General features: G+C 45.3%; 23 protein-coding genes. 21 read left to right on the top strand and 2 right to left on the bottom strand.

Features of this window, described 5'->3' with window-relative positions; all coding sequences use genetic code 11:
- Positions 1 to 7 precede the first annotated feature (7 nt).
- The 8 genes from yycI to AN618_RS07830 all read left to right on the top strand — a co-directional run bounded on the left by yycI (position 8) and on the right by AN618_RS07830 (position 9,388).
- Entirely contained in the window at positions 8 to 856 is an 849-nt protein-coding gene (gene yycI, locus AN618_RS07865) for a two-component system regulatory protein YycI (protein WP_066353709.1), read from the top strand.
- Between the two features lie 74 nt (positions 857 to 930).
- Positions 931 to 2,250, top strand: a complete 1,320-nt coding sequence (locus AN618_RS07860) for a nickel-dependent lactate racemase family protein (RefSeq protein ID WP_066353708.1) — start codon at positions 931 to 933, stop codon at positions 2,248 to 2,250.
- A 33-nt stretch (positions 2,251 to 2,283) separates the two neighbouring features.
- Complete coding sequence (locus tag AN618_RS07855) at positions 2,284 to 4,284, top strand: DUF4910 domain-containing protein (protein WP_066353707.1); 2,001 nt, start codon at positions 2,284 to 2,286, stop codon at positions 4,282 to 4,284.
- 14 nt (positions 4,285 to 4,298) lie between these two features.
- Complete coding sequence (locus AN618_RS07850; RefSeq protein WP_066353706.1) at positions 4,299 to 5,450, top strand: DUF362 domain-containing protein; 1,152 nt, start codon at positions 4,299 to 4,301, stop codon at positions 5,448 to 5,450.
- Between the two features lie 158 nt (positions 5,451 to 5,608).
- Complete coding sequence (gene rlmH, locus AN618_RS07845) at positions 5,609 to 6,088, top strand: 23S rRNA (pseudouridine(1915)-N(3))-methyltransferase RlmH (protein ID WP_066353704.1); 480 nt, start codon at positions 5,609 to 5,611, stop codon at positions 6,086 to 6,088.
- 14 nt (positions 6,089 to 6,102) lie between these two features.
- A complete protein-coding gene (locus tag AN618_RS07840) occupies positions 6,103 to 8,079 on the top strand; it encodes a molybdopterin-containing oxidoreductase family protein (RefSeq protein WP_066353703.1) in 1,977 nt (658 codons plus the stop codon).
- A gap of 182 nt (positions 8,080 to 8,261) precedes the next feature.
- Positions 8,262 to 8,786 carry a type 1 glutamine amidotransferase domain-containing protein gene (locus tag AN618_RS07835; protein ID WP_066353702.1) on the top strand — a complete coding sequence of 175 codons (525 nt, stop codon included), beginning with the start codon at positions 8,262 to 8,264 and terminating at the stop codon, positions 8,784 to 8,786.
- 89 nt (positions 8,787 to 8,875) lie between these two features.
- Positions 8,876 to 9,388 carry a flavin reductase family protein gene (locus AN618_RS07830; RefSeq protein WP_066353701.1) on the top strand — a complete coding sequence of 171 codons (513 nt, stop codon included), beginning with the start codon at positions 8,876 to 8,878 and terminating at the stop codon, positions 9,386 to 9,388.
- Here the strand turns inward: AN618_RS07830 and AN618_RS07825 are convergent.
- Positions 9,385 to 9,801, bottom strand: a complete 417-nt coding sequence (locus AN618_RS07825; protein ID WP_066353698.1) for an EamA family transporter — start codon at positions 9,799 to 9,801, stop codon at positions 9,385 to 9,387. The genes AN618_RS07830 and AN618_RS07825 overlap by 4 nt on opposite strands.
- 153 nt (positions 9,802 to 9,954) lie before the next feature.
- Between AN618_RS07825 and AN618_RS07820 the strand changes: the two genes are divergently transcribed.
- Complete coding sequence (locus tag AN618_RS07820) at positions 9,955 to 10,647, top strand: GntR family transcriptional regulator (protein ID WP_066353696.1); 693 nt, start codon at positions 9,955 to 9,957, stop codon at positions 10,645 to 10,647.
- 13 nt (positions 10,648 to 10,660) lie between these two features.
- Here AN618_RS07820 and AN618_RS07815 read toward each other — a convergent pair whose 3' ends face one another.
- Positions 10,661 to 11,008 (bottom strand): MerR family transcriptional regulator, encoded by a 348-nt coding sequence (locus AN618_RS07815; protein WP_066353695.1) that lies wholly within the window; start codon positions 11,006 to 11,008, stop codon positions 10,661 to 10,663.
- Positions 11,009 to 11,189: 181 nt separating this feature from the next.
- Between AN618_RS07815 and glnA the strand changes: the two genes are divergently transcribed.
- From glnA to iolN, 12 genes are all read left to right on the top strand, one after another.
- A complete protein-coding gene (glnA, locus tag AN618_RS07810; protein ID WP_066353694.1) occupies positions 11,190 to 12,524 on the top strand; it encodes a type I glutamate--ammonia ligase in 1,335 nt (444 codons plus the stop codon).
- A 188-nt stretch (positions 12,525 to 12,712) separates the two neighbouring features.
- Positions 12,713 to 13,381, top strand: a complete 669-nt coding sequence (locus AN618_RS07805) for a GntR family transcriptional regulator (RefSeq protein WP_066353693.1) — start codon at positions 12,713 to 12,715, stop codon at positions 13,379 to 13,381.
- 55 nt (positions 13,382 to 13,436) lie between these two features.
- Complete coding sequence (locus tag AN618_RS07800; RefSeq protein WP_066353691.1) at positions 13,437 to 13,655, top strand: hypothetical protein; 219 nt, start codon at positions 13,437 to 13,439, stop codon at positions 13,653 to 13,655.
- Positions 13,656 to 13,699: 44 nt separating this feature from the next.
- Positions 13,700 to 14,362 (top strand): 4-carboxy-4-hydroxy-2-oxoadipate aldolase/oxaloacetate decarboxylase, encoded by a 663-nt coding sequence (locus AN618_RS07795; RefSeq protein WP_066353723.1) that lies wholly within the window; start codon positions 13,700 to 13,702, stop codon positions 14,360 to 14,362.
- 36 nt (positions 14,363 to 14,398) lie between these two features.
- Positions 14,399 to 15,445: an Ldh family oxidoreductase gene (locus AN618_RS07790; RefSeq protein ID WP_066353690.1), complete on the top strand. Its 1,047-nt coding sequence runs from the start codon at positions 14,399 to 14,401 to the stop codon at positions 15,443 to 15,445.
- Positions 15,446 to 15,463: 18 nt separating this feature from the next.
- Positions 15,464 to 17,194 carry an aldehyde ferredoxin oxidoreductase C-terminal domain-containing protein gene (locus AN618_RS07785; protein ID WP_066353688.1) on the top strand — a complete coding sequence of 577 codons (1,731 nt, stop codon included), beginning with the start codon at positions 15,464 to 15,466 and terminating at the stop codon, positions 17,192 to 17,194.
- 49 nt (positions 17,195 to 17,243) lie between these two features.
- On the top strand, positions 17,244 to 17,603 hold the full coding sequence (locus AN618_RS07780) for a cupin domain-containing protein (RefSeq protein WP_066353685.1): 360 nt from the start codon (positions 17,244 to 17,246) through the stop codon (positions 17,601 to 17,603).
- 89 nt (positions 17,604 to 17,692) lie between these two features.
- Positions 17,693 to 18,172, top strand: coding sequence for a TRAP transporter small permease (locus tag AN618_RS07775; protein WP_066353684.1), 480 nt, complete (start codon positions 17,693 to 17,695; stop codon positions 18,170 to 18,172).
- Between the two features lie 37 nt (positions 18,173 to 18,209).
- The gene (locus tag AN618_RS07770; protein ID WP_187694906.1) at positions 18,210 to 19,505 is read left to right on the top strand and encodes a TRAP transporter large permease; all 1,296 of its coding nucleotides are present in this window, start codon (positions 18,210 to 18,212) and stop codon (positions 19,503 to 19,505) included.
- A gap of 109 nt (positions 19,506 to 19,614) precedes the next feature.
- A complete protein-coding gene (locus tag AN618_RS07765; protein WP_222926417.1) occupies positions 19,615 to 20,667 on the top strand; it encodes a TRAP transporter substrate-binding protein in 1,053 nt (350 codons plus the stop codon).
- 110 nt (positions 20,668 to 20,777) lie between these two features.
- Complete coding sequence (locus tag AN618_RS07760; protein ID WP_066353680.1) at positions 20,778 to 21,809, top strand: zinc-dependent alcohol dehydrogenase; 1,032 nt, start codon at positions 20,778 to 20,780, stop codon at positions 21,807 to 21,809.
- 87 nt (positions 21,810 to 21,896) lie between these two features.
- On the top strand, positions 21,897 to 22,859 hold the full coding sequence (iolN, locus tag AN618_RS07755) for a 3-dehydro-scyllo-inosose hydrolase (protein ID WP_066353676.1): 963 nt from the start codon (positions 21,897 to 21,899) through the stop codon (positions 22,857 to 22,859).
- The last annotated feature ends 65 nt before the right edge of the window (positions 22,860 to 22,924 follow it).

Below are 22,924 nucleotides of genomic sequence, written 5' to 3'. Positions count from 1 at the left end.
GAGAAAGATGGATTGGAGAAAGGCCATATGGATTCTTGCCGTATCTTTTTTTGTGCTCAACATTGTGCTTATAGCAAATCTTTATATAAAAACCATGCCGGGACAGGGTTTTAAGTTGGAAGAAGACCAGCAACAGGCGATAAAAATCCATCTCGAAAGCAGAGGAATAAAGTTGGAGACTCAACTGCCTCCCAGGGGGGTTCCCGTGTCTTTTCTAGAAGTAGGCAGAGAATCATTCAAACGGGAAGAACTCATAAAAATGTTCTTCCCCGGAGGGATAGCAGAAGTCGAGGAAATACAGGGCGGGGAAAAATATATTTCTGGCCGACAACAACTAATTTTGACGGAAAGCGGCTCCATTATCTTCGAAGACGGCGAAAAAACGGAAACTTTCGGCGAGCTGGACGAAAAAAAAGCCGTTGAAATAGCCGAAAGATTTATAAAAGAGCACGGAGGCCTGCCCGAATATGCCAGCTTAAATTACGTTAAGTACGACCCTGAAATTGGCGGATATATCGTAGAGTACATGGGGAATTACAAGGGGTTCTTCGTGGCCAACAGCTACATAAGACTTTCGGTAACCCCTCACGGCGTTGTGAATTTTCAGAGAAACTTTTTAAAACCCATCGCATTTAAAGGAAAAAGGCGACAGGTAATACCCCCGTTGACGGCGGTTTTGAAGGTGGACGCCGAAAGAAAGAGCGGGGCGCCAATGGTGGTAAAAAAGGTTGAACAGGGATTTTACTCGCAATTTTACAATGCAGAGCGGTGGTTGGCAGCACCCGTCTGGAAGGTAGAATTAAATAACGGAGAAGTTTATTATGTTAATGCCTATACCGGCGAATTAGAAAGATAATTATATGCATTGTCAGAATCCAGAATAAAAAGTAAAATATAATAAAACAACGCTAAAAAGGAGCAGGATTAATAATGGAAGTGACAGCCGTTGAATTAAAATACGGGCGCAAAGTGATAAATCTGGAAATTTCAAAAAATAACTTATTGGCGGTTCTGAAGGCAGGAAACATCCCGGCAGTCTCCGATGAAAGACAGGCCGTAATAAAAGCCCTGAAAGCCCCCATCGGTTCGCCGCCCCTTTCCGAAATCGTAAAAGAGGGCGACAGGGTGGTCATTATAGCCAGCGACATAACGAGGAACGTTCGAAATCAGGTGGTAATCCCGGCGATTATCGATGAGTTAAGGGAGGCGCACGTACCGTACGAGGATATAACCATCGTGGTAGCGACGGGGACGCATCGCGGGCATACCTTTCAGGAGCTGGAATATCTTTTTGGTCCCGAAGTAACGAAGCGCGTCCGCATAGTAGATCACGACAGCAAGAATAAGGACGACCTCGTGTATATCGGGACCACTTCCAGGGGTACGCCGGTATGGATAAACCGCTTAGTGGCCGAGGCCGACAAGGTGATAATAACCGGCGGTATTGTGTATCATTCGATGGCCGGATTTGGCGGGGGAAGAAAGGCTATTTGCCCTGGTGTTTCGGGGTTTGATACCATTCAGCACAACCACAAGCTGATGTTGAATCCTCCGGAAGAAGGTGGAGGGTTGAAAGAAACGGTAGGATGCGGAAAGTTAAAGGACAATCCCATGGCGGAGGACATGGATGAAATAGCCGCCATGGTGAATCCCTCCTTTATGGTGAATGTGATTTTGAACGACGAAGGGAAGATTGCGAAGGTTGTAGCAGGGGATTACAGGAAAGCCTTCGAAGAAGGCTGCCGGGTTGTGGAAAAGTTTTTTAGCTTGAAAGTCAAGGAAAAAGCCGATGTCCTTTTTCTTTCCTGCGGCGGATTCCCCAAGGACATCGACCTTTATCAGGCCACCAAGGCCGTGGAAAACAGCATCGGAGTGCTTAAAGAAGGCGGAGCGGTGGTGCTTTTTGCCGAATGTCCGGAGGGAGTGGGCCACGGTGATTTTTACAGGATAATCCATGAGTTCAGGGCCCGCAGGGAGAGGGAAGAGGAGCTCTGGAGGGAATTCACCATTGCAAAGGCCGTGGGCTACATGCTCACTCTGATATGCGAAAAACACCGGGTGATACTGGTGTCGAATTTCGACTCAAAAGATGTTTTGGAGCTGGGGATGATACCGGCGGAAGATGCGGGGCAAGCCTTGGGAAAAGTAAGGGAAATTCTAGGTCATGAGTTCAGGGCCTATGTGGTGCCGGAGGCCTCTTCAAGCGTGCTTTTCCTGTCGGATGACGGCGAATTATTTCCCGGGAAATAATATTTTGTAGATGATCTGAAAAGGGGGATAAAGTTGTTTTTCGATATTTATAGGACTATAGCGCAGGAAGCCTCGGGTGAAAGGTGTTTCGACATTTTGAACGGAATAGTCCGCTTTCACAGGCTGCAGCTCGGTCCGGGGATAGAAGAAGCAGCCATGTATTGCGCCGGGGTGCTGAAGGATAGAAGCCTGGAGGCCGAAGTAAAAATATACACACCGGAAAATGGCGGGGGATTTTTCGGCTACCGGCCCTCGCCGGGTTGGGAGTGTCGAGAGGCAAAGCTATGGATGTGGGACGAGAGCAAAAAGGAATATGTAAAACTTTCGGATTTTGAAGAAAGCGCCTTTTCTGTAATCCAGAGGAGCTGCCCTACCCCGGAAATGGGAATAGAAACGGAGCTCATTGAAATTGAAGACCCGGAGAGCGAGGAAAGTTTTGCGTCGAAAGATTTACGGGGAAAGATGGTGCTGGTTCGCGGCAAGGTCGGCATAGCATCCTATTTTGCGGTAAAGTACGGCGCTATCGGTATCGTTGCCGATGACCTCAACGAATACTGGCCCGTGAGGACCAGGTGGGACCTGCCCGATGCCAGGCAGTATACGGCCTTCCCGGCTTACGCGTGTGAAAAATTATTCGGATTTGTGCTGACGCCCAGGCAGGGAGAAATGATAAGGGGAATGCTTGCCCGCGGCCCGGTGAAGGTGAAAGCCAAGGTGGAATCCCGCTTTGAAAATCCACGGGTCCCGGTTGTAACCGCCTTAATACCGGGGCATGTACGGGAAGAAGTACTCATAGTCGCCCATATCTGCCATCCAAAACCTTCCGCCAACGACAACGCTTCGGGTGCAGCGGCGGCCATGGAGGCAGTGGCGGTTTTAAACGAATTGATAAAACGCGGCAAGCTCCCCACTCCCCGCCTGGGGATAAGACTCCTTCTCGTGCCGGAGATGGGTGGAACCTTCGCTTATCTTGCATCGGAACCCGAAAAGGCCAGAGCTTTGGCCGGGATAAACCTCGATATGGTGGGAGAAAATCAGATGTTGTGCGGAAGCACGATGAAGGTAGAATATCCGCCACTTGCGGCTTGCTCCTTTGTTGGTACACTTTTAAAAGAAATCACTGCATTTTGCGCAAACGACGCCGGCATGACGGGTGAGCAGAAGGGCTTCCCTGGCTTGAGATGGGGTGTTTTTCCATATTCGGGAGGCAGCGACCATTACATACTATCCGACCCTTCCGTGGGAATCCCCACGCCAATGATAAATCAGTGGCCCGACAAATTCTATCACACGGACTATGACACGCCCGACAAAGTGGATAAAACTATGTTAAAAAGGGCCGCAGTCATCGCTGCCACATACGTGTATTTCCTCGCGACCATGGGTGAAAAGGAAGCGCTTTGGATTTTAGATATGGCATTGTGTGAAGCTAAAAAAGAACTTGTAGACTGCTACCAAGGTGTACTCCGTTCGGCTGAAAGAAACTTGTGCTATGATGATACGAAGGCCAGGCTTAAGTTTTTGACGGAGATGAAAAAGGCCGCATTTAGCTCCGTAACGTGCTTTGTGGACACGCCCCGCCTGAGGGAGGCCATCGGCGAAGCGGAAAAAGCCCTGGACGAAATATCGAGGGTGCTGTGCGGCCGCCTGTCAAAGGCCCGAGAAGTATACGGCTGGGCGGGTTGCGGAGATAATAAAAGAAGGGCGTCGGACGAATATATAAAATTGGTGAAAGAAGCCCAGGCCCTGGTGCCCCGGCGGGTCTTTCCGGGGCCGGTGGAACTTGTCCAGTACCTGGAGCAGATGGATGAGGAGACGCGGAAAGAATACTTCGAACTTTTTAAGAAAAACGAGAGAAAAAACACCGAATACCTTTTCTACTATGCCGACGGAAAATCAACTTTATACGAAATAGCTCGGAAAATCTACTGGGAGACGGGCGAGGAATCACTGGAATTCCTGTTAAAATATGCCAAAATCCTGGAAAAACTCGATCTTATCGAACTACTCCCTACAACGGGCAATAATCGATAAGGAGGAGGAAGCTCGTGAAAAGCAAAATATTTTTCGCTGATGCAAGGGTAAAAAGCTACGACTACAAATACAGCTTGGTTGCCAAATTTGAGCAGATTTTAAAGATAGTGGATTTCGGCTCTTTTATAGAAAAAGGCGATTACGTGGCGATAAAGACCCATTTCGGTTCTTACGGCGCCCACCGCATCGTAAGGCCCATTTTTTTGAGAAAAGTGGTGGAGAGGGTTAAAGAAGTTGGAGGCATGCCCTTCGTCACCGATACGGTGAGGATACCGGGGCTGGAATACCTGGAAGTTGCCAACATGGAAGGCATCAACCATCTCTCGGTGGGAGCACCCGTGGTTTTGGCTGATGGGATTTTTGGGCGGGACCAGATAAAGGTCAAAGCAGGTCCCATCCTGGGAGAGATAGGAGTAGCGTCGGCCATTTATTATGCCCCGGCCATGATAGTCGTATCCCACTGCAAGGGCCATATAGGCTCCGGCTTCGGGGGAGCTATCAAAAACCTCGCCATGGGATGCATAAGCTGCAAAGACCACCAAGGCAAGGCGGAAAGGGGTAGGATACACTTTTACGAAGGAAAGCACCTTGAATGGGTTGAAGTCCGGTGTACCCGCTGCGGTCAGTGCGTCCGCGTATGCCCGCACAAGGCTTTACAGCTCGTCGATGACAGCATAGTTATAGACAAGAGTATCTGCGTGAAGTGCGGAAGGTGCGCGCGGGTCTGCCCCGCAGAGGCAATGGTGGTGCCCATCGACGAAGTGACTTTCCAGAAAGGCCTTGCCGAGTCGGCGTATGCGGTCGTTTCCACTTTCGAAAAGGGAAGAATCCTTTACATAAACTTCATAACCGAGGTGCAGCCCGAATGCGACTGCATGCCAATGGCGGACACTCCCCTGGTACAGGACCAGGGCGTACTGGTGTCCCACGACATAGTGGCGATAGACCAGGCGTCGCTGGACTTGATAAATGGTGCGGACCCCCTTCCGGGGTCGAAAGCGGCAGATAAAAACGTAAAAAAAGGCGACAATATATTGAAAGCGGTAACAGGGAAAGACGCCCAGCTTCACATCGATGCTGCATTCGAGCTGGGTATGGGAAACAAGGAATACGAACTGATACCGGTGACCGAAAAAGAAGTTCCTGAAGAAGAGAAAAAAGACTAATATAAACCTTATTAAAATTCATTGATGCCGACGATTCCGTTATAGCGGTTTGATTCCTGAACATCTCCGTCAAAGCGGAGATGTTTTTTTTCGGCAATTTTTGTGGTATAGTGTTTTGTAGATTTATTTTAGGGCTAAAAATAAAGAAGGGTAAGGGTATGAACATCACAATAATAGCTGTGGGGAAAATTAAAGAAAGTTACTTGAGAGAAGGCATAAAGGAATATGAAAAAAGGCTAAAAGCTTACTGCACCTTGCGGATAATAGAAATCGATGAAGAAAGAGCACCAGAAACTCTAGTACCGGCGGAAAGGGAGAAGGTGCTGAAAAGGGAAGGGGAGCGAATTTTGGGTAAAATCCCCCGGCAAGGCTTTAAAATTGCTCTTTGCATTGAAGGAGAGAGATTTTCGTCAGAAGGGATGGCCGAGAAAGTTAAGGACCTCGCCCTTCGCGGCATTTCAGATATAACCTTCGTAATAGGCGGGTCGCTCGGCCTTTCCGATGAAGTTAAAAAAGCCTGCGACATGAGGCTTTCCTTTTCCGACTTTACCTTGCCCCACCAGCTAATGCGCCTGGTACTCCTGGAGCAAATTTACCGGTGGTTCAAAATAATCCGCGGAGAGCCGTATCATAAATAAAGGGGGAATGAAGGATGAAAGTTTACCGGACGGCATGCCCGCGGGATTGCCTGGACTGCTGCTCCATGCTGGCCTGCGTCGATGAAAAGGGAAGGCTCGTGAAGGTAATGGGAGACCCAGAACACCCTGTCACCCGGGGGTACCTTTGCCCCAAGGGGAATTCTTATGTGGAACTGGTATACCATCCCGACCGTCTCCGCTATCCAATGATGAAAAAAGGCGGGCGATTTTTAAGGGTTACGTGGGATGAGGCTCTGGACTTTGTAGCAAAAAGGATGGTGGAGGTTATCGAAAAATACGGTCCATTAGCCATTCTCCATTACCACTATAGCGGCTCGGAAGCGCTGACCAAACACATAGACACCAGGTTCTTCAATGCATTAGGCGGCATCACCGCCGTAAAAGGCGACCTTTGCTTCAGTGCAGGCCTGGCCGCGCAAATTTACGACTTCGGCGGCCTTTCGCAAAACAGCATCGAGGACCTGCCCAACGCCAGAGGCTGTGTGCTCTGGGGAAGAAATGTGAAATCCACCAATATCCACGCCATGTCCTTTATCGCCGAATGTAAAAAAAGGAGAGGCAGAATTGCCGTGGTAAATCCCCTCTCCACTGGCCTTGAGGATATGGCCGACCTGGTGGTAAGGCCAAAGCCCGGCACCGATGCTGCTCTTGCCTTAGGGGCTTGCAGATACCTGCTGGAAAGGGAAATGTTGGACCGAAATTTCATAGAAAGCTACACTTTTGGCTTTGACCGGTTCAAAGAAGTGCTTAAAGATTATCCTCTAGAAAAAGTTTCACAAATAACCGGAGTCAATGTTGAAGATATAGCAAGGCTTGCGCGGTTTTATGCTGAAAATAACCCCGTTACCACTCTCCTCGGCTTTGGACTTCAAAGATACCGAGGCGGCGGCAACGCCGTAAGGGCTATAGATGCCCTTGCAGCCCTGACGGGAAATATTGGAAAACCAGGAGCTGGAGTGTCGTACTGCAGCGACATCTTCTGGGAAGTAGGAAGCCATGTAAAGGGCATCTCCTCGGCGGGCAGGACCTTTAACGTTTGGAGCCTGGGTGAGGATATATTGAAGGCAGACCCGCCGATAAAAATGGCCTTTATTACCAACGCAAATCCGGTGGTCAATGCACCGGACAGCGCAAATGTTATAAATGCCTTGAAAAAAATAGAAACTGTTGTTGTGGTGGACCTTTTCATGACCGACACGGCAAAAGAAGCCGATGTTATTTTACCCTGTACCACCTTTTTCGAAGAGGAAAACATAAAGGTGAGTTCTTGGAGCCCGTGGATTTACTACTGTCCTAAGGTCATCGAACCTGTAGGTGAAGCAAGGTCTGACGAAGAAATTTTCATAGAGCTTGCAAAAAGACTAAAGTTAGAAGGGTTCCCCTGGAAAAGTCCGGAAGAATTTTTGAAATTTGCGGCAGAAGCTTTTAAAAAATTCGGCGTAAATCTTGAACGCCTGAGGGAAGAAGGACACATCAAAACTCCCTCTATACCGGATGTCGCCTGGCAGGACAAAAAATTCCGCACTCCTTCCGGCAGGTTCGAGTTTTACTCTCAAAGAGCCCTCTCAGAAGGTCAATCGCCAACGGCAGTTTACGTCGCCCCGGAAAGTGAAAAAGACCCCTATCCGTACCATCTAATAACCCCTCATTCCCGCCACCGCATACACTCTCAGTTCCAAAAAACGGAATATATAAAGAAGTTAAATCCCATTCCAAAAGTGTATATTAATTCTGAAGAAGGAGTAAGGCTCGGATTGAAAGAGGGGCAGGAAGTGGAAATCTACAATGATACGGGGAGTATAAAAGCCAGAGTTTATTTTGACCCGATGATGAGGAAGGATACCGTTAGCTTAGAATCGGGATGGAATGTGGAAAGCGGCGCTTGTCCTAACTTCCTTATACTTTCACGAGTTAGTGAAATGGGAGGCTGTGCGGCCCTTTATGATGTTAAGGTGGGCATAAAAGCTTAAGATGGTCCATTGAAAATTTTACCATTATATGTTATAATTTTTCTACAAAAATAAAAATGAGAGGATTGCAGAAATCGGGCTGCCGGAGGTGCTTTTATTTAAAAACAAATAAAAGCAAATTCATCCCCCTTCGGTAGCCCGAGTTTTTAGTAAGGAAAAACGATAAAAAGGAGTGAGCCAATATGGATTTAAAAGGTAAAAAAATAATGGTCCTTGCGGAGGAAGCCTTCGAAGATTTGGAACTTTGGTATCCAGTCCTGCGGTTAAAGGAGGAAGGTTGCGAGGTAACGATAGTGGGTACCGGAAGCAGCGATACGTACAGGGGCAAGCATGGAGTCCCGGTTAAGGTTGATAAAAACATCGGAGAAGTTTCGGCAGATGATTACGACGGTGTAGTCGTCCCCGGAGGATGGGCGCCGGATAAGTTGAGAAGGTATGAAGCGGTAAAAAAACTGGTCAGGCAGTTTGCCGAGCAAAAAAAGCTTCTGGCTACTATTTGCCACGGGCCGTGGGTCCTAATCTCAGCCGGTGTTGTGAAAGGCTATACGATGACTTGTGTTGAGGCTATAATCGATGATATCGTTAACGCCGGAGCCGTATATGTGGACCGAGAAGTGGTGGTAGACGGGAATATGATAACTTCAAGACGGCCGCAAGATCTGCCGGCCTTTATGAGAGAGATAATTAACTATCTGAAACAGCACTGAATAAAAGTCATCTAAGGATTTCCCATTTGACAAAAAATTTAATTAAGGAGAAGAGAACACAAAAGATAAAGATAAAAGGGGGCCTATCCATGTATAAAAACGTAAGTATCGAAGATGTGGCGGGGAAGTTGGTGGAGCAGCTGAAAAAAGGTGCTTTTCTGACCGTAAAAAGCGGCGACAGGGTGAATACCATGACGATTGCCTGGGGTACGCTGGGCTACATGTGGCAAAAGTATGTGTTCATGGCGATGGTGAGGCAATCCAGGTACACCTTTGAACTCATGGAAAATGCCGCAAGTTTTACCGTGAGCCTCCCTTTGAAAGGCCAACTGAAGGAGGCCTTGAGCTTTTGCGGCACCAAATCGGGAAGGGACGTAGACAAATTCGAGGAATGCGGTCTTTCCCTTTTGCCTGCTGAAAAGGTAGAGACGCCTGTCATTGATGGATGCGACCTTTATCTGGAATGCAAAATCATTTATAAGTCACCTATGCATCCCGAACAATTACACGAACAAACTAAGAGATTATTTTACGGCAACGATGACTACCATGTCCTTTATTTTGGGGAGATAGTGGCCGCTAGGATGAAGGAAGAAGCCTAGTGCCTTATCAGGATGATTCCAAGAATTACAAGCAAAGTGCCGAAAATTTTCTTAAGCGTTATGTTCTCGTGCAGGAAAAGGAAGGCGAGAATCAGCGTAAACAATGGAAAAGAAGAACTTACAGGGACAACCTTTGAGGCTTCGCTGTACTTCAGGGCGTAATAATAGGTCAGCTGTCCTAGTAGTGAAGCCATAATGCCTTCTGCTGCGATAAATATAAAAGACCTTGCATCTACTTGGAAGTTTTTAAAACTGCCCGAAAGCAGGCCTGCGGCGAGCAATATGATGCTTATCGTGAAAGAACGGAGCGACAACGCAAGAAAAGGCGGCAACTTTGTGAGACCCATCTTGCCGAGTATGGGTGCCGCTCCCCAGCACAAAGCTGTGAGAAAGGCAAATATAAAGGATTTCATGCCAATCCTCCTTTGTACTTAGTACTTAAAAATACGATCATGATGCCGGGAGTTTTGTGTAAATATTATATCATCAAAATCCCGGCTTTCAAAATTGCAAAACATGTAGTAAAATAGTAGTGAAAGCTGTGAAAATAACAAGGAGGGCAGGTTATGCTAACTCCACCCCAGGAGTCCGGGTCTTCCCTTAGATACAAAATATATCAGCATCTGAAGAACGCTATACTGAACGGTGTATACAAGCCCGGCGAAAGTCTTATAGAGATGAAGATAGCAAGGGAACTAGGCGTGAGCCGCACTCCGGTGAGGGAAGCCATAAGGCAGCTGGAGTTAGAGGGATTGGTTTCCAGTATCCCGAATAAGGGGGTAATAGTTGAGGGCGTCACGGAACAGGATGTGGAAGATATTTATACGATAAGAAAAATGATCGAAGGCCTTGCTGCTAGGTGGGCTGCGGAGAAGATAACCCCCGAACAGCTCAAAGAACTTAAAGATGTGGTAGACCTTATGGAATTCTACACGAAAAAAGGGGAAATAGACAAGGTATCGGAACTGGATACCCGATTCCACGATATCATATTCAGGGCATGCAAGAGCAGGCCCTTAGAATCTGTGCTCACCAATTTCCACCATTTCATTCAGAGGGCCCGGTTGGTTTCCATCAAAAGCGGCGGAAGGGCGCCGGTTTCATTGGAAGAGCACAAAGAGATATACAACGCCTTGGCCGCAAAGGACCCTGAAGCGGCGGAAAGGGCCATGATAAAGCACGTGGAAAAGGCAAGGAAAAATCTCCATCCGTATCTGGAGGGGCACAAATTGTACCGCAGCACGGAAAATCCTTGCTAGGGCAGCAAGGATTTTATTTTTTTTCGAGCAATTTCATCAAAACCGCTCGGTTGGAAACCGGAAACAGGGAAGAGAGTACGGCGCGTTCGGACGAAATATCGTCCACGGAAAGTTCCTGCAGGTTCCGCTCGAATATCTGAATCTTCTCCTTTATGGATTTGAGGTCAAAACCGCTGTCCTTCATCTGTTTTATCCTGATAAGTCTTAGAATGTCTCCATCCGTGTAACGCCTCTGGCCCCCGCTCGTACGAGCCGGACTTATAAGCCCCATGCTTTCGTAATATCTGATTTGCCGCGCAGATAGACCGGTTTTCTTTTCGACATCACCTATGGGATAAAGGCCCTTGCCTTCAGATGCCATCGTATCATCCCTCCCCTATTTTAATACTATTCTAACAAAAAACAATAGTATAGTCAATAATGGGAAAAACATGCAATGTTAAATATTTGCGGAGAAATTAAAAAAACCTTACATAAATTTGACGTAACTTTACATTTATGATATCATCCCGCTAGAAGTAAATACGGAGGAGGGGCTTTTTATGGCCAGGTTCACGAAAGAGGATATCATGAGAAAGGCCGAAGAACTCGATGTTAAGTTCATCCGCCTTCAATTCACCGATATCCTCGGAATAATTAAAAATGTCACCATAACGGTGGACCAACTGGAAGAAGCTCTGGACGGAAAAATCATGTTTGACGGTTCGTCGATCGAAGGCTTCACGAGAATTCAAGAGTCGGATATGTACCTGATGCCCGATTACGACACCTTTACCATCCTGCCGTGGAAACCCAGAAAAGGCGCCGAGGCAAGGCTCATGTGCGACGTTTACATGCCCGACGGCCAGCCTTTTATAGGTTGTCCCAGGACTATATTGAAGAAAGTTTGCGAAAGGGCCAGGAATATGGGATACGAGTTTTACGTGGGTCCAGAACCGGAGTTTTTCCTGTTCCAGCTGGATGAAAACGGACGACCCACTACAGTTACCAACGATAAGGGTAGCTATTTCGACCTTTCGCCGGTAGACCTGGGGGAAAACGCCAGGCGCGATATAGTACTGGCCCTGGAGGAAATGGGTTTTGAAGTGGAAGCTTCTCACCACGAAGTGGCGCCGGGACAGCATGAAATCGACTTTAAGTACGCTCCCGCCCTCAGAGCCGCCGACAACATAGTGACCTTTAAATTTGTGACAAAAGCCATAGCCATGGAGCACGGACTTTATGCCACCTTCATGCCCAAGCCCATCTTCGGTGAAAACGGCTCCGGAATGCACCTTCACATGTCGCTCTTCAAAGACGGGGTAAATGCATTTTACGATGAAAACGACGAGGAAACGGGACTTTCTCAGGTAGCCAAATATTTCATTGGCGGCATATTGCACCATGTAAAGGGCTTCACGGCTATTACCAACCCCACAGTAAATTCGTACAAAAGGTTGGTCCCGGGATATGAGGCGCCTGTATACATTTCGTGGTCTACGAAAAACAGAAGCGCCCTGATAAGGGTTCCTTCTTCGCGCGGAAACGGCAGCAGGATAGAATTAAGAAGTCCCGATCCCTCGGCAAATCCCTATCTTGCATTGGCCGTAATTCTTGCTGCAGGGCTTGACGGCATAGAAAACAAAATAGACCCGGGCCCCCAGACCTTCGACAACATTTACGAGATGACGCCGGCTGAAAGGTTGGCGGCAGGCATTGAAAGTCTGCCGGGTAGCCTGAAAGAGGCATTGGAGTACCTTTCCAAAGATGAGGTCATAAAACAGACGCTCGGCCCTCACGTCTACGAGCATTTCGTGAAGGCCAAGCTCATAGAGTGGGACACTTACAGGATGCAGGTCCATCAGTGGGAACTTGACCAGTATCTTGGCATATTTTAGCTTGACTGAGCCCTTAAAAAGGGCTTTTCTTTTTGTTAAAAAAATATCAATATAAAAAAATAGTATCAAAAATTAAACTTATTGACATTTTAAGAATGGGGAGTTAAAATAAAAAACGATGATATATCAGTAAAACATCGTAATAAAAAAAGGTGGGTTTTTAATAATAGTCGGGAGGAAAATATACATTGGCAAATAGGACAAATGACGCTAGAGAAGAAGTTAGGATCGAAACATTAAGTGATAAAGCATATCACATAATAAAGGAAAAGCTTCTTCATATGAAAAAAGGCAGCTATCTTAGCATTCGAAAGGTTGCCGAAGAAATTAATATGAGTTACACCCCTGTAAGAGAGGCTTTTTTAAGGCTTCATAAGGAAGGTTTTTTGGAGCTTGTTCCTAAAGTTGGTTTTTTTGCTAATGCAATAGGATTAGATGAAATACTTCAGATTTATGAAGCAAGAGAATGTATAGAAATATTCATTTTACAAAAAGTGTTTGATCAAATTGATGAGAGTCATATAAAGCAGATGAAGGAGTGCCTGGAAAAGCAAAGAAGGAGCTTTGAGGAGAAGCGAGTCCACGATTTCGTGAAAGCGGACCAGAAATTTCACGAGGTATTTATAGACTTATACAATAATAAGTATTTGTCAGGGTTATACAAGAATTTGAGGGAACAGTATTTTATATGTTCTAAAAATATAGCCGAGGGCATAAGTGATGCGGCAATAGTTGAACATATGGAGTTGCTGGATTGTATTGAAAGGAAAGATTTGGGGAAAGCGTTGGAAGTTTTAAGTAAGCATATAGAAAATTCAAAAGAACGCATAAAGGCAGGTTATATGAGAATTAAATAAATTTTTTCTCCGATGTGATATATCAGTGATATACCCTAGCTTGGAGGACAAAATCATGACTAAATTCATAGGGCACGGAATGCTGGAGATCTATTCAAAAGAGCTTCATATTGCTGGGGAAGAAAAGTTGAGCAATGTAGTAAGATTTCTCAATATACCTGAGAATCTACAAGAACATATAGTCTTTATAAAAGGCGGCAAAACGCTAAATGATGACGATTTAATAAAAGATGAGGATGAAGTCCATTTTTATATAGTTCCATTTGGCGGATAATTCTCTTTGCAATCTTATTTTAGGGGGTTGTCAAATTGGTTCATGTGATAAAAAATGTGAAAAAGCCCGAACGTGAAATAATAGAGGCCTTTAAAGATATTTCCTCGGCAACGGCTCACGAAGCTTCGGGCAAAAAAGGGGCGGTTTCATATCTGATAAAGCCTATAAGCAAGGGAATGAAGGTATGCGGTCCTGCGTTAACGGTCCAGTGCATGCCAGGCGACAATCTTATGCTGCACAAAGCTCTGGAAATCGCGACCGAAGGTGATGTTATTGTAGCTGTTACTAACGGTGCTTACGAATACGGCTATTGGGGAGGTCTCATGACCGTCTCAGCGATGGCGAGGAAAATAGGAGGACTTGTAATAGACGGATGCATTCGAGATTCTAGCGAAATAATCGAAATGGGATTTCCCGTATTCTGCAGGGGCTTTTCCATAAGAGGGACTTCTAAAAATTCACTGGGGTTGATAAATTATCCGATAGTTTTAGGAGGAGTTATTGTAGAGCCGGGAGACCTTATTTTGGGCGACGATGATGGTATTGTGGTAATAAAAAGAGAAGAGTGCGAAGAGGTGCTGAAAAAATCTAAAAAGAGGGTAGAGGACGAAGAAATCAAAAAACAAGCTCTGAGTACGGGTATATCTAGCGTGGAATACAACAAGCTGACCGAAGTTTTTGAAAGATTGGGATTAGTAGAAGAGTAGTTGCCATCTTATTTCTTGAAGGGAGAAATGGAGCGTATGAAAATTCCAGTTGAAACTCTAAAGAGTGCCGCATATGAGATACTGGTGGGGCTTGGGGAAAATCCAGAAAACGCAAGGACAGTATCCGAAATACTGGTAAGGGCAGATATGAGGGGCATATCGACGCATGGTACATACCTATTGAACGTGATTTCTATGCGCCGGGAAGGAGGACAGATAAATATACCGACCCATCCGGAAGTCGTTTTAGACAAAGAAGCTGTTGCGTTAGTTGACGGCAAAGATGGAATAGGAATGGTAGCAGCTAATTTGGCTTTGGAAATTGCCATGGAAAAAGCCGAAAAGTATGGTGTGGGTATGGTTTTGATAAGAAATGCAAATAACGTGGGATGTCTTGGATGCTACACGCAGCGTGCGGCGGAAAATGGTAAGATCGCAATAATGTCATCTAATGCGGCGCCTGCTATGGCTCCCTGGGGAGCGGCGGAAAAATTCCTTGGCACAAATCCTATAGCGATTTCCATTCCGGCCAAAACCGTGAATTTCACAGCGGACATGGCTACCAGTGTCGTAGCAAGGGGGAAAATTCGAGAGGCCCTAAGGAATGGCAAGACCATTCCGGATAATTGGGCGATGGATCCAGAAGGTAGACCTACCACCGATCCGGCCAAAGCTTTAGAGGGTTCGCTTATGCCGATTGGCGGTCCGAAGGGTTCTTCGCTAGCTATGGCTGTCGACATAATCTCGGGGGTCCTTGCGGGATCAGGATATGGCAATAAACTAAAATCCTTCCACGTGTTAGAAGGACCTACCGGGGTGGGCGCTTCTTGTATCGTAATAGATGTGTCTCATTTTATGGACGTGGAATCTTTTAAAGAAATGATGGAAAATTATTTCAATATGGTCAAGAATTTGAAAAAAGCAGAAGGTGTGGAAGAAATATTCATACCTGGCGAAATTGAGTATAGAAAAGAGAAAAAGAGCCTCAAGGAAGGCGTAGAAATTAGTGACAAGCTGGCCGGTTCTTTGAATGAACTCCTTAAAAAAGTGGGATCAAATTTGAGAATAATCGATGAAAATTAAGCAAAGGAGGTTTAGAGGTTGAAAAGAATAATAAGGGTAAACACTAGGACTGGTGAAATTACAGAAAAGGCTCCCACAGAACAAGAGCTAAGATGGGGCGGCAGGCACTTTATCGCAAAGACGCTGCTCAACGAAGTGCCTCCCACCTGCGAGCCGTTGGGCAGATATAATAAGCTCATCATATCTCTTGGGTTATTTGCAGATACCAACCTGAGCACAGCGGGCAGACTTTCAATAGGAGGAAAGAGCCCCCTGACTGGAGGAGTAAAAGAGTGTAACGTCGGAGGAAATGCGGGAAAAAGATTGGCAAGGATAGGAGTAAAGGCAATAATCCTGGAAGATATTCCCCAAGAGCCTAAGACTAGAATACTATTTGTAAGTGCCGATGAGGCAAAGCTTATTGATGCTCCTCATCTGAAAGGTAAGCTGGTTGACGAGACTTTTGAGATTTTGAGAAAAGAGTTTGGGGAAAGAAGTGGATTAATTTGCATAGGGCCTGCTGGAGAAATGAAGTTGTATGCTGCAGGAATAGCCTTGAGCGATGACCGGGGAGAGCAGGTAAGGTACGCGGCCCGCGGCGGATTAGGGGCTGTGATGGGATCGAAGGGCATAAAGGCGATAGTAATAGATGATTCAAAACAGGTAGAACCTGATTATTACGATCCGGAACTATTGAACACTGCGGTAAAAGAGGTATTTAGGATACTGCAGGAAGATCCGAAAAGCCAAAACCGCCGCAAGTATGGCACCCTAGATATATTGGAAATGGCCAATAATTTGGGTTTGTTACCTACAAGGAACTTCAGCTCCGGACAATTTGAATTTGCAGGAAATATGACGGGACCCCGCGTGGCGGAACTTATAAAGGAAAGAGGAGGATGCGGCAAATCGGGTACCCCGTGTGTTCCGGGATGCACAATTATGTGCAGCAACGTATTCCCGGACAAGGAAGGGAAGAAGATAGTGGCTTCATTGCAGTACGAGAGCGTAGTACTTCTCGGGCCTAACTGCGGCATTGGCGATATCGATGACATTGCTGAATTGAATCATTTGTGCAATCAGGTAGGAGTTGATACCATCGAGTGCGGTGCCGCTATAGGCGTGGCGATGGAAGCGGGGGTCTTGAAGTTCGGGGATGCAGAAGGAGCTAAAGACATAGTGCGGCAAATCGGAGAAGGAACCTATTTGGGAAGGATAATTGGAAACGGAGCTGCATTTACCGGTCAGGCATTCGGAGTAAGGAGGGTGCCGGTGGTCAAGGGTCAAGCAATGCCTGCATACGACCCGAGAGGTCTAAAGGGTAACGGAGTGCTTTACGCCACTTCAACAATGGGAGCCGACCACACCGCCGGAAATGCCTTTGAGACGGTAAGGACACATAACCCCCTTGCAAGAGAGGGGCAAGTCCAAATATCCAGACAGCTGCAGATTAGAGCCGCTCTAATAGATTCATTGGGAGTGTGCCTGTTTGTAAGACCTGCATTTATTAAGAAGAAAGAATTGCTGAGCATGCTTTGCAAGGGAAGATACGGTTGGGATATGAGTTTTGAAGAGATAAAACGAATGGGCGTTGATGTCCTCGAGACGGAAAGAAAGTTTAACGAGCTCGCGGGTGTTTCTGAAAAAGTTAAGAGGATGCCGGAATTTATGAGAGAGGAACCGTTGCCACCTAACAATGAGGTGTTTGACATACCACAGGAAGAGCTAGAAAGCATTTGGGAAATCGAGATGGATCCGGAAACCTTTTAATTAAAAATCGATATATTTGCAAAAAAAATTTTAGAAAGGAGAATAAAAGATGGCTGAAGTAAAAGTGGTAAATATTAAGGATGTCGAAGGAGAGTACAGGGAACCTGCAAGAAAGTCGTGGATTTTAGTTTCGGAAAAGACGGTAGGGGCTAAGAATCTTGCAGTGGGAATAAACGAGACCTATGTAGGGAGTATGGTTCCTGAACACAAGCATGAGAAAGAAGAAGAAGTCATGTACTTCTTCCAGGGCAGAGGTAAATTTATTACAAAGGACAGAGAAATCCCTATTGAACCCGGTGTTTGCATCTACAATCCTCCAGGAGAATATCACTCGATCGTCAATACCGGAGATGAACCTTTGAAGTTTATCTGGATTTATTCGCCGCAGCTGGAAAGCCACAGGAAATAGAATTTTTAATGTATAAACTGAAAACAGCCGGTGGGTAGATATAATGAAACTACCCACCGGTACAGAAAATAGCTGGAGGTTTTTGGGACATGAAAATAATAAAATGGCTGAATGATCATTTTGAGGAATATGTATTAAGCATATTACTTGCCCTTATTGCCTGCGTAATGATGCTTCAAGTGATAATGAGGTATGTGTTTAATTCCTCGTTGTCCTGGGCAGAAGAGCTTTCACGCTACGCTTTCATATGGTCAGCTTTTTTGAGCATAGGGTACACGATCAAGGAAAAAACGATTCTAAAAGTGGATACATTCATTGGTATACTGCCGAAAACATTGAAGAAAATTGCAAGAATATTGGTAGTTTGCGTTAATATAGCATTTTTTGTATTTCTCTTTATTAACTCTATTCCGGTTGTAGAAAAAATAATGCTAAGCAAACAGATTAGTCCGGCAATGGGTGTTCCAATGTATACCATTTACGGTGCGACAGTAGTGGGGTTTCTTCTTGCTGCTATAAGATCGCTCCAAGATGCAATAAAGGTAGTTAGAGAATTTTCGGAAAAATAGCTTCATTTTTGATATTGTAAATATGGAGGTAAAGCAAATGGCTATTCAAATGTTTGGCATATTGATAATCGGGCTTTTACTGAGTATCCCGATAGCGATATCGCTAGGTTTGGCAACCATTTATCCAGGGCTTTTAAATCCTCATTTTGCCGGAAATATACAATTTGTAATTCGAAATATGGTAAGTGCGTTAGATAGCACTCCCATACTTGCTATTCCAATGTTTATACTCTCTGGAGACATCATGACGAAGGGGAAAATCTCCGAAAAATTATTCAATTTCTTTGCATATTTCGTGGGTAATAAAACTGCGGGAATGCCAATTGCCGCTATTATAACTGCATTGTTTTACGGGGCGATTTCAGGTTCTGGCGTGGCTACGACTGCGGCGGTAGGAGGAATGGCAATACCGTTTTTGGTGTCGTTAGGCTACGATAAGGTTTACAGTGCTGCGATGATTGCAACTGCTGGAGGTTTAGGGGTCATAATCCCTCCGAGCATTCCATTCGTAACGTATGGTGTGGTGACGGGAGTTTCCATAGGTAGTTTGTTTATTGCAGGAATCTTCCCCGGAATTTTAATAGGACTTTCTCTAATGGTCTACGCCTACATTTATGCCAAAAGATATGGTGAAGACAAAGAAAAAATCCTAGATAGGTATAATTCATTGAGGCAGAAAGGCTTTTTCAAACTCTTTAGGGAAAGTTTCTGGGCTTTGCTGACACCAGTGATCATACTCGGAGGCATATACAGTGGTGTTGTAACTCCTACAGAAGCAGCGGTAATCTCGGTATTTTACTCGATTTTAGTATGCCTGTTTATATATAAGACATTAAAACTCGGAGATATTTTGAACATTCTAAGGAATTCTGTTAAATCTTATGCACCAATTGTAGTTTTACTCTCTCTAGCTATAGTATTCGGCCGAGTTTTAGCATTGTTACAGGCTCCGGTTCTCCTGAGAGATTTTATCGTCGCGAATTTCGGAAACAACTGGATAATGTTCCTGCTGGTATTAAACATAATATTGCTCATCTTAGGTATGTTTATGGATGTAGGACCAGCAATAGCAATACTTGCTCCCATGCTATTGCCGTCGGCTGTGGCAATGGGTATTAATCCGATTCATTTGGGTGTAATAATGGTGTGCAATCTTGCAGTAGGAATGGTTACACCGCCTTTTGGAGTAAATCTATTTGTGGCTGCACCTATGATAAAAGAAGAGGTAATGAAGATAGGCTTGAAGGCAATACCGTTTATAATTTCCTTTATAATTGCGCTTTTCATAATAACTTACGTTCCTTCGATCAGCCTTGTGCTTCTTCAAAAATAATATTTGGCAAAAAATTTTGAAATTAGGAGGTGATAGGGAAAATAAAATCAAAATTAAAAATTTATAGAATTCGTTCTGTTGAAAAAATATGGCAAGGGGGTTTGTTGCTGTGAAAAAAGTAAAAACTATCTCATTAATCCTTGTGGTATTGATATTGGCGATGAGCCTAACCGCCTGCGGAGGGGCAAAGAAGGGATCATCTTCACAATCCCAACAGAGCAGTTCTGAACCCGAGTATACTTTGCAGCTGGCAGGTGCTTATCCATCTACGGGAGAAACGCCGAGGGCTAAAGCAAGTGCAATGATAAAAGATTTAATCGAGAAAAAGTCCAATGGAAAGATTAAGGTTGAACTATACTTGGACAGCCAGCTTGGCGGAGATAGGGAGACATTAGAAAGCTGTCAGGCGGGAAACATCGCGATGGTATCCCTGACCACAGCTCCTGCGGTTAACTTTGTCCCGAAACTTGCAGTGTTTGACATACCGATGCTTTTTGATAACCTTGACATTGCAAAGAAAGTTCTTTCCGGAGAGTTCAAAGAAAAATTGGCTCAAGAGTACGAAAAAGCTGGATTTAAACTGCTGTTGATGGTCCCGATAAGCTACCGTGAAATGACGGCCAATAAAGCGATAAACAATATCAACGATTTTAAGGGAATAAAGATAAGGACTATGGAAAACAAGTACCACATGGAATTCTGGAAGAATTTAGGTGCAAATCCCACGCCGCTTAACTTCAGCGAGCTTTATGTAGCATTGCAACAGGGGACTGTAGATGCTCAGGAAAACCCGTACGACATTTTGCTGGCAAATAAATTCTATGAGGTCCAAAAATATATAAATCATACCCACCACATTGCTTTCGTTCACACCGTTGTGATGAACAAGAATCTATACGACAGCATGCCCGATGATTACAAGAAGATAATCGATGAGAGCATGAATGAAGTTAGTGAGTTCCTGTTTAATGAGTCAAAAGCTCAAAATGAAAAAATGCTGTCCGAGCTTAAAAATAAGGGAATGCAGGTTGTCGAGCTATCTGAAGACGTGAAGGCGAAAATGAAAGAGGCGGCAGAAAAGGTAGCCGAGATGGTTAAGAAGGATATAGGTAGCGATTTTGTCGATGAACTTTATAAAGCAATAGAAGAAGCAAAGAAGTAATTTTACTGTGAATATTGCGGGGCTTGAAATTCCTTTAGGAGGAAGTCAAGCCCCGCGAACTTGGAGAATGCTGATAAATATAAATTATATAAGGCGTTAGGAGGATAATTATGAAAGCCTTGGTTTATATGGGTCCGTATGACATTAGGTATATGGACGTTGAGACCCCCGAGCCAAAAGAAAATGAAGTTTTGATAAAGGTGAAAGCCGTATCCATATGCGGTTCAGACCTCACAGGATACAAGGGCGAATCCACAATGCGAGTGCCACCGCTTATCATGGGCCATGAATTTTCTGGGGAAATTGCTAAATTGGGCGAGAAAGTAGAAGGCCTTAAGGTAGGAGACAGGGTTATAGTTGAAACTAATCTTTATTGCGGCTATTGTGCTGACTGCAAGGCGGGCTTCAGCAATGTTTGCGATAACAGGAAGATAATAGGGACCACTATGAAAGCCGGTTCTTACAACGGCGCTATGGCCGAATACGTGGTGGCTCCTGCTGAGAAAGTGATGCTTCTACCGGACAACGTATCATTTAACGCAGCTGCTCTTACCGAACCCCTTGCCATATCGCTTCGGGCAACGAAGCACGCCGGTGACTTGAATGATAAAATAGTTGCGGTATACGGCGCGGGGCCGATAGGACTCCTTACAATTCAGTGTGTGAAGTTTTTCGGGGCAAGAAGGATTATTGCGATGGACATAATTAAGGACAGGCTAGAAATGGCTAAAAAATGCGGGGCTACGGACGTGATTGATTCAAAAGAAGAAATGATTAAGTTCGCTCGGGAAGTGACTGAAGGGGTAGGCGTAGATGTGGTATTTGATGCCGTTGGAGTAACCGATACTGTAAACGGCAGCGTTGAAATCGTCAGGAATGGTGGAAAGGTGGTATGGATAGGGCTAGGCGCAGCGAAAGTTGAATTTGATTACAAAAAGGCTGTTTGTAAGGAAATAACCTTCTACAGCAGCTACATGTACACTACGGAGATGCGAGAAGGCCTGGAAATGATTAAAACAGGCAGGATGAACGTGGAGCAGATAATCACAGGTATCTATCACATGAGCGAAGGACCGAGAATTTTTGAAGAACTTGCATCAAGGAAATCAAAAGACGTAAAAGTGATACTATACAACGACTAAGGGTAAAAATTTTCTTCTTAACTGATATATCATTAAAACATCAAAAATGGCAATAAACAAAACAAAAATAAAGGGGAGGAGTTATAAATGGGAGAATGGAAATTTCCTAACGAAGGCTGCCTTGAAAAGCCAAACAAAATGTACTACCACACGATGACAAAAAAGGATGTTGAGGAAAGACTTAAGGTCAACGATATCATCATAATACCGGTGGGCTCAACAGAAAATCATGGAAATGCGGGTCCGATGGGAGAAGATACTTTTATCGTTACGAGAATTGCAGAAATGGTTGCCGCAAAAGCAGGTTGTACCATCGCATCTCCGCTTTGGTACGGTTCACATCCCTTCCACCACATTGGGCAACCTGGGACGGTGCCGCTTCCCGATGATGTGTTCGCGGCGATGATAAGAGCAATAATTTCCGGGTACTGGAATACAGGGTTCAGGAAGCAGATCTTCATAAGTATGCACGGGCAGGAGTATATAATTCCTTCTGCAATACAGGAATGGGCCAAAAAATATCAAGTTCCGGCATTGATACTTTTCGTAGATCTGCCGAGAGTCATGGGGCAGACTTTGATGGACAAAGAGCATGGAGGCCCATTTGACACGCCCTTCCAGCATGCTGATGAGGCGGAAACGTCGATTTCCCTGGCACTTTTCCCAGAATTCTGCGATATGGAAAATGCAGAGGACACTGAAGTGAAAGGTTACCTGCCTCCGGGACACGTAGACAGGGGCGGAGACATATACGGGTACCCAATTCCTGGACACTGCCAGGTGGGCAATGTGGGAATAGAATGTATAACCGCTCCCGAGGGCGTTCTAGGCAAAGCCACAAAGGCTAATGCCGAAAAGGCAAGGGCTTGTATCGAAAGGGCTTGCGATTATCTGTTGAAGCTTCACAATGACATATTAAGCATATTCCCGCCGGGCAAACTGCCTGATGCCAGCAGGATTACCCAAAGAGACCCGAAAGAAATAGAAGCCCTCTTGAAAGGCCCAACCAAGGGAGGAAAGCACATCTACACCATAGCTTGGCCGTCGTAAGTTAAGTGTAGAGGGGAAAGTATCACAATAAAAAAGGGGACGAGGGCAGAAATTTTTGCCCGCGT

Origin of the sequence: Fervidicola ferrireducens, assembly GCF_001562425.1 — a bacterium.
Lineage (GTDB): Bacteria > Bacillota > Thermosediminibacteria > Thermosediminibacterales > Thermosediminibacteraceae > Fervidicola > Fervidicola ferrireducens.
Note: the sequence above shows the minus strand (reverse complement) of the source record. Positions and strands in the feature narration are given on the sequence as shown.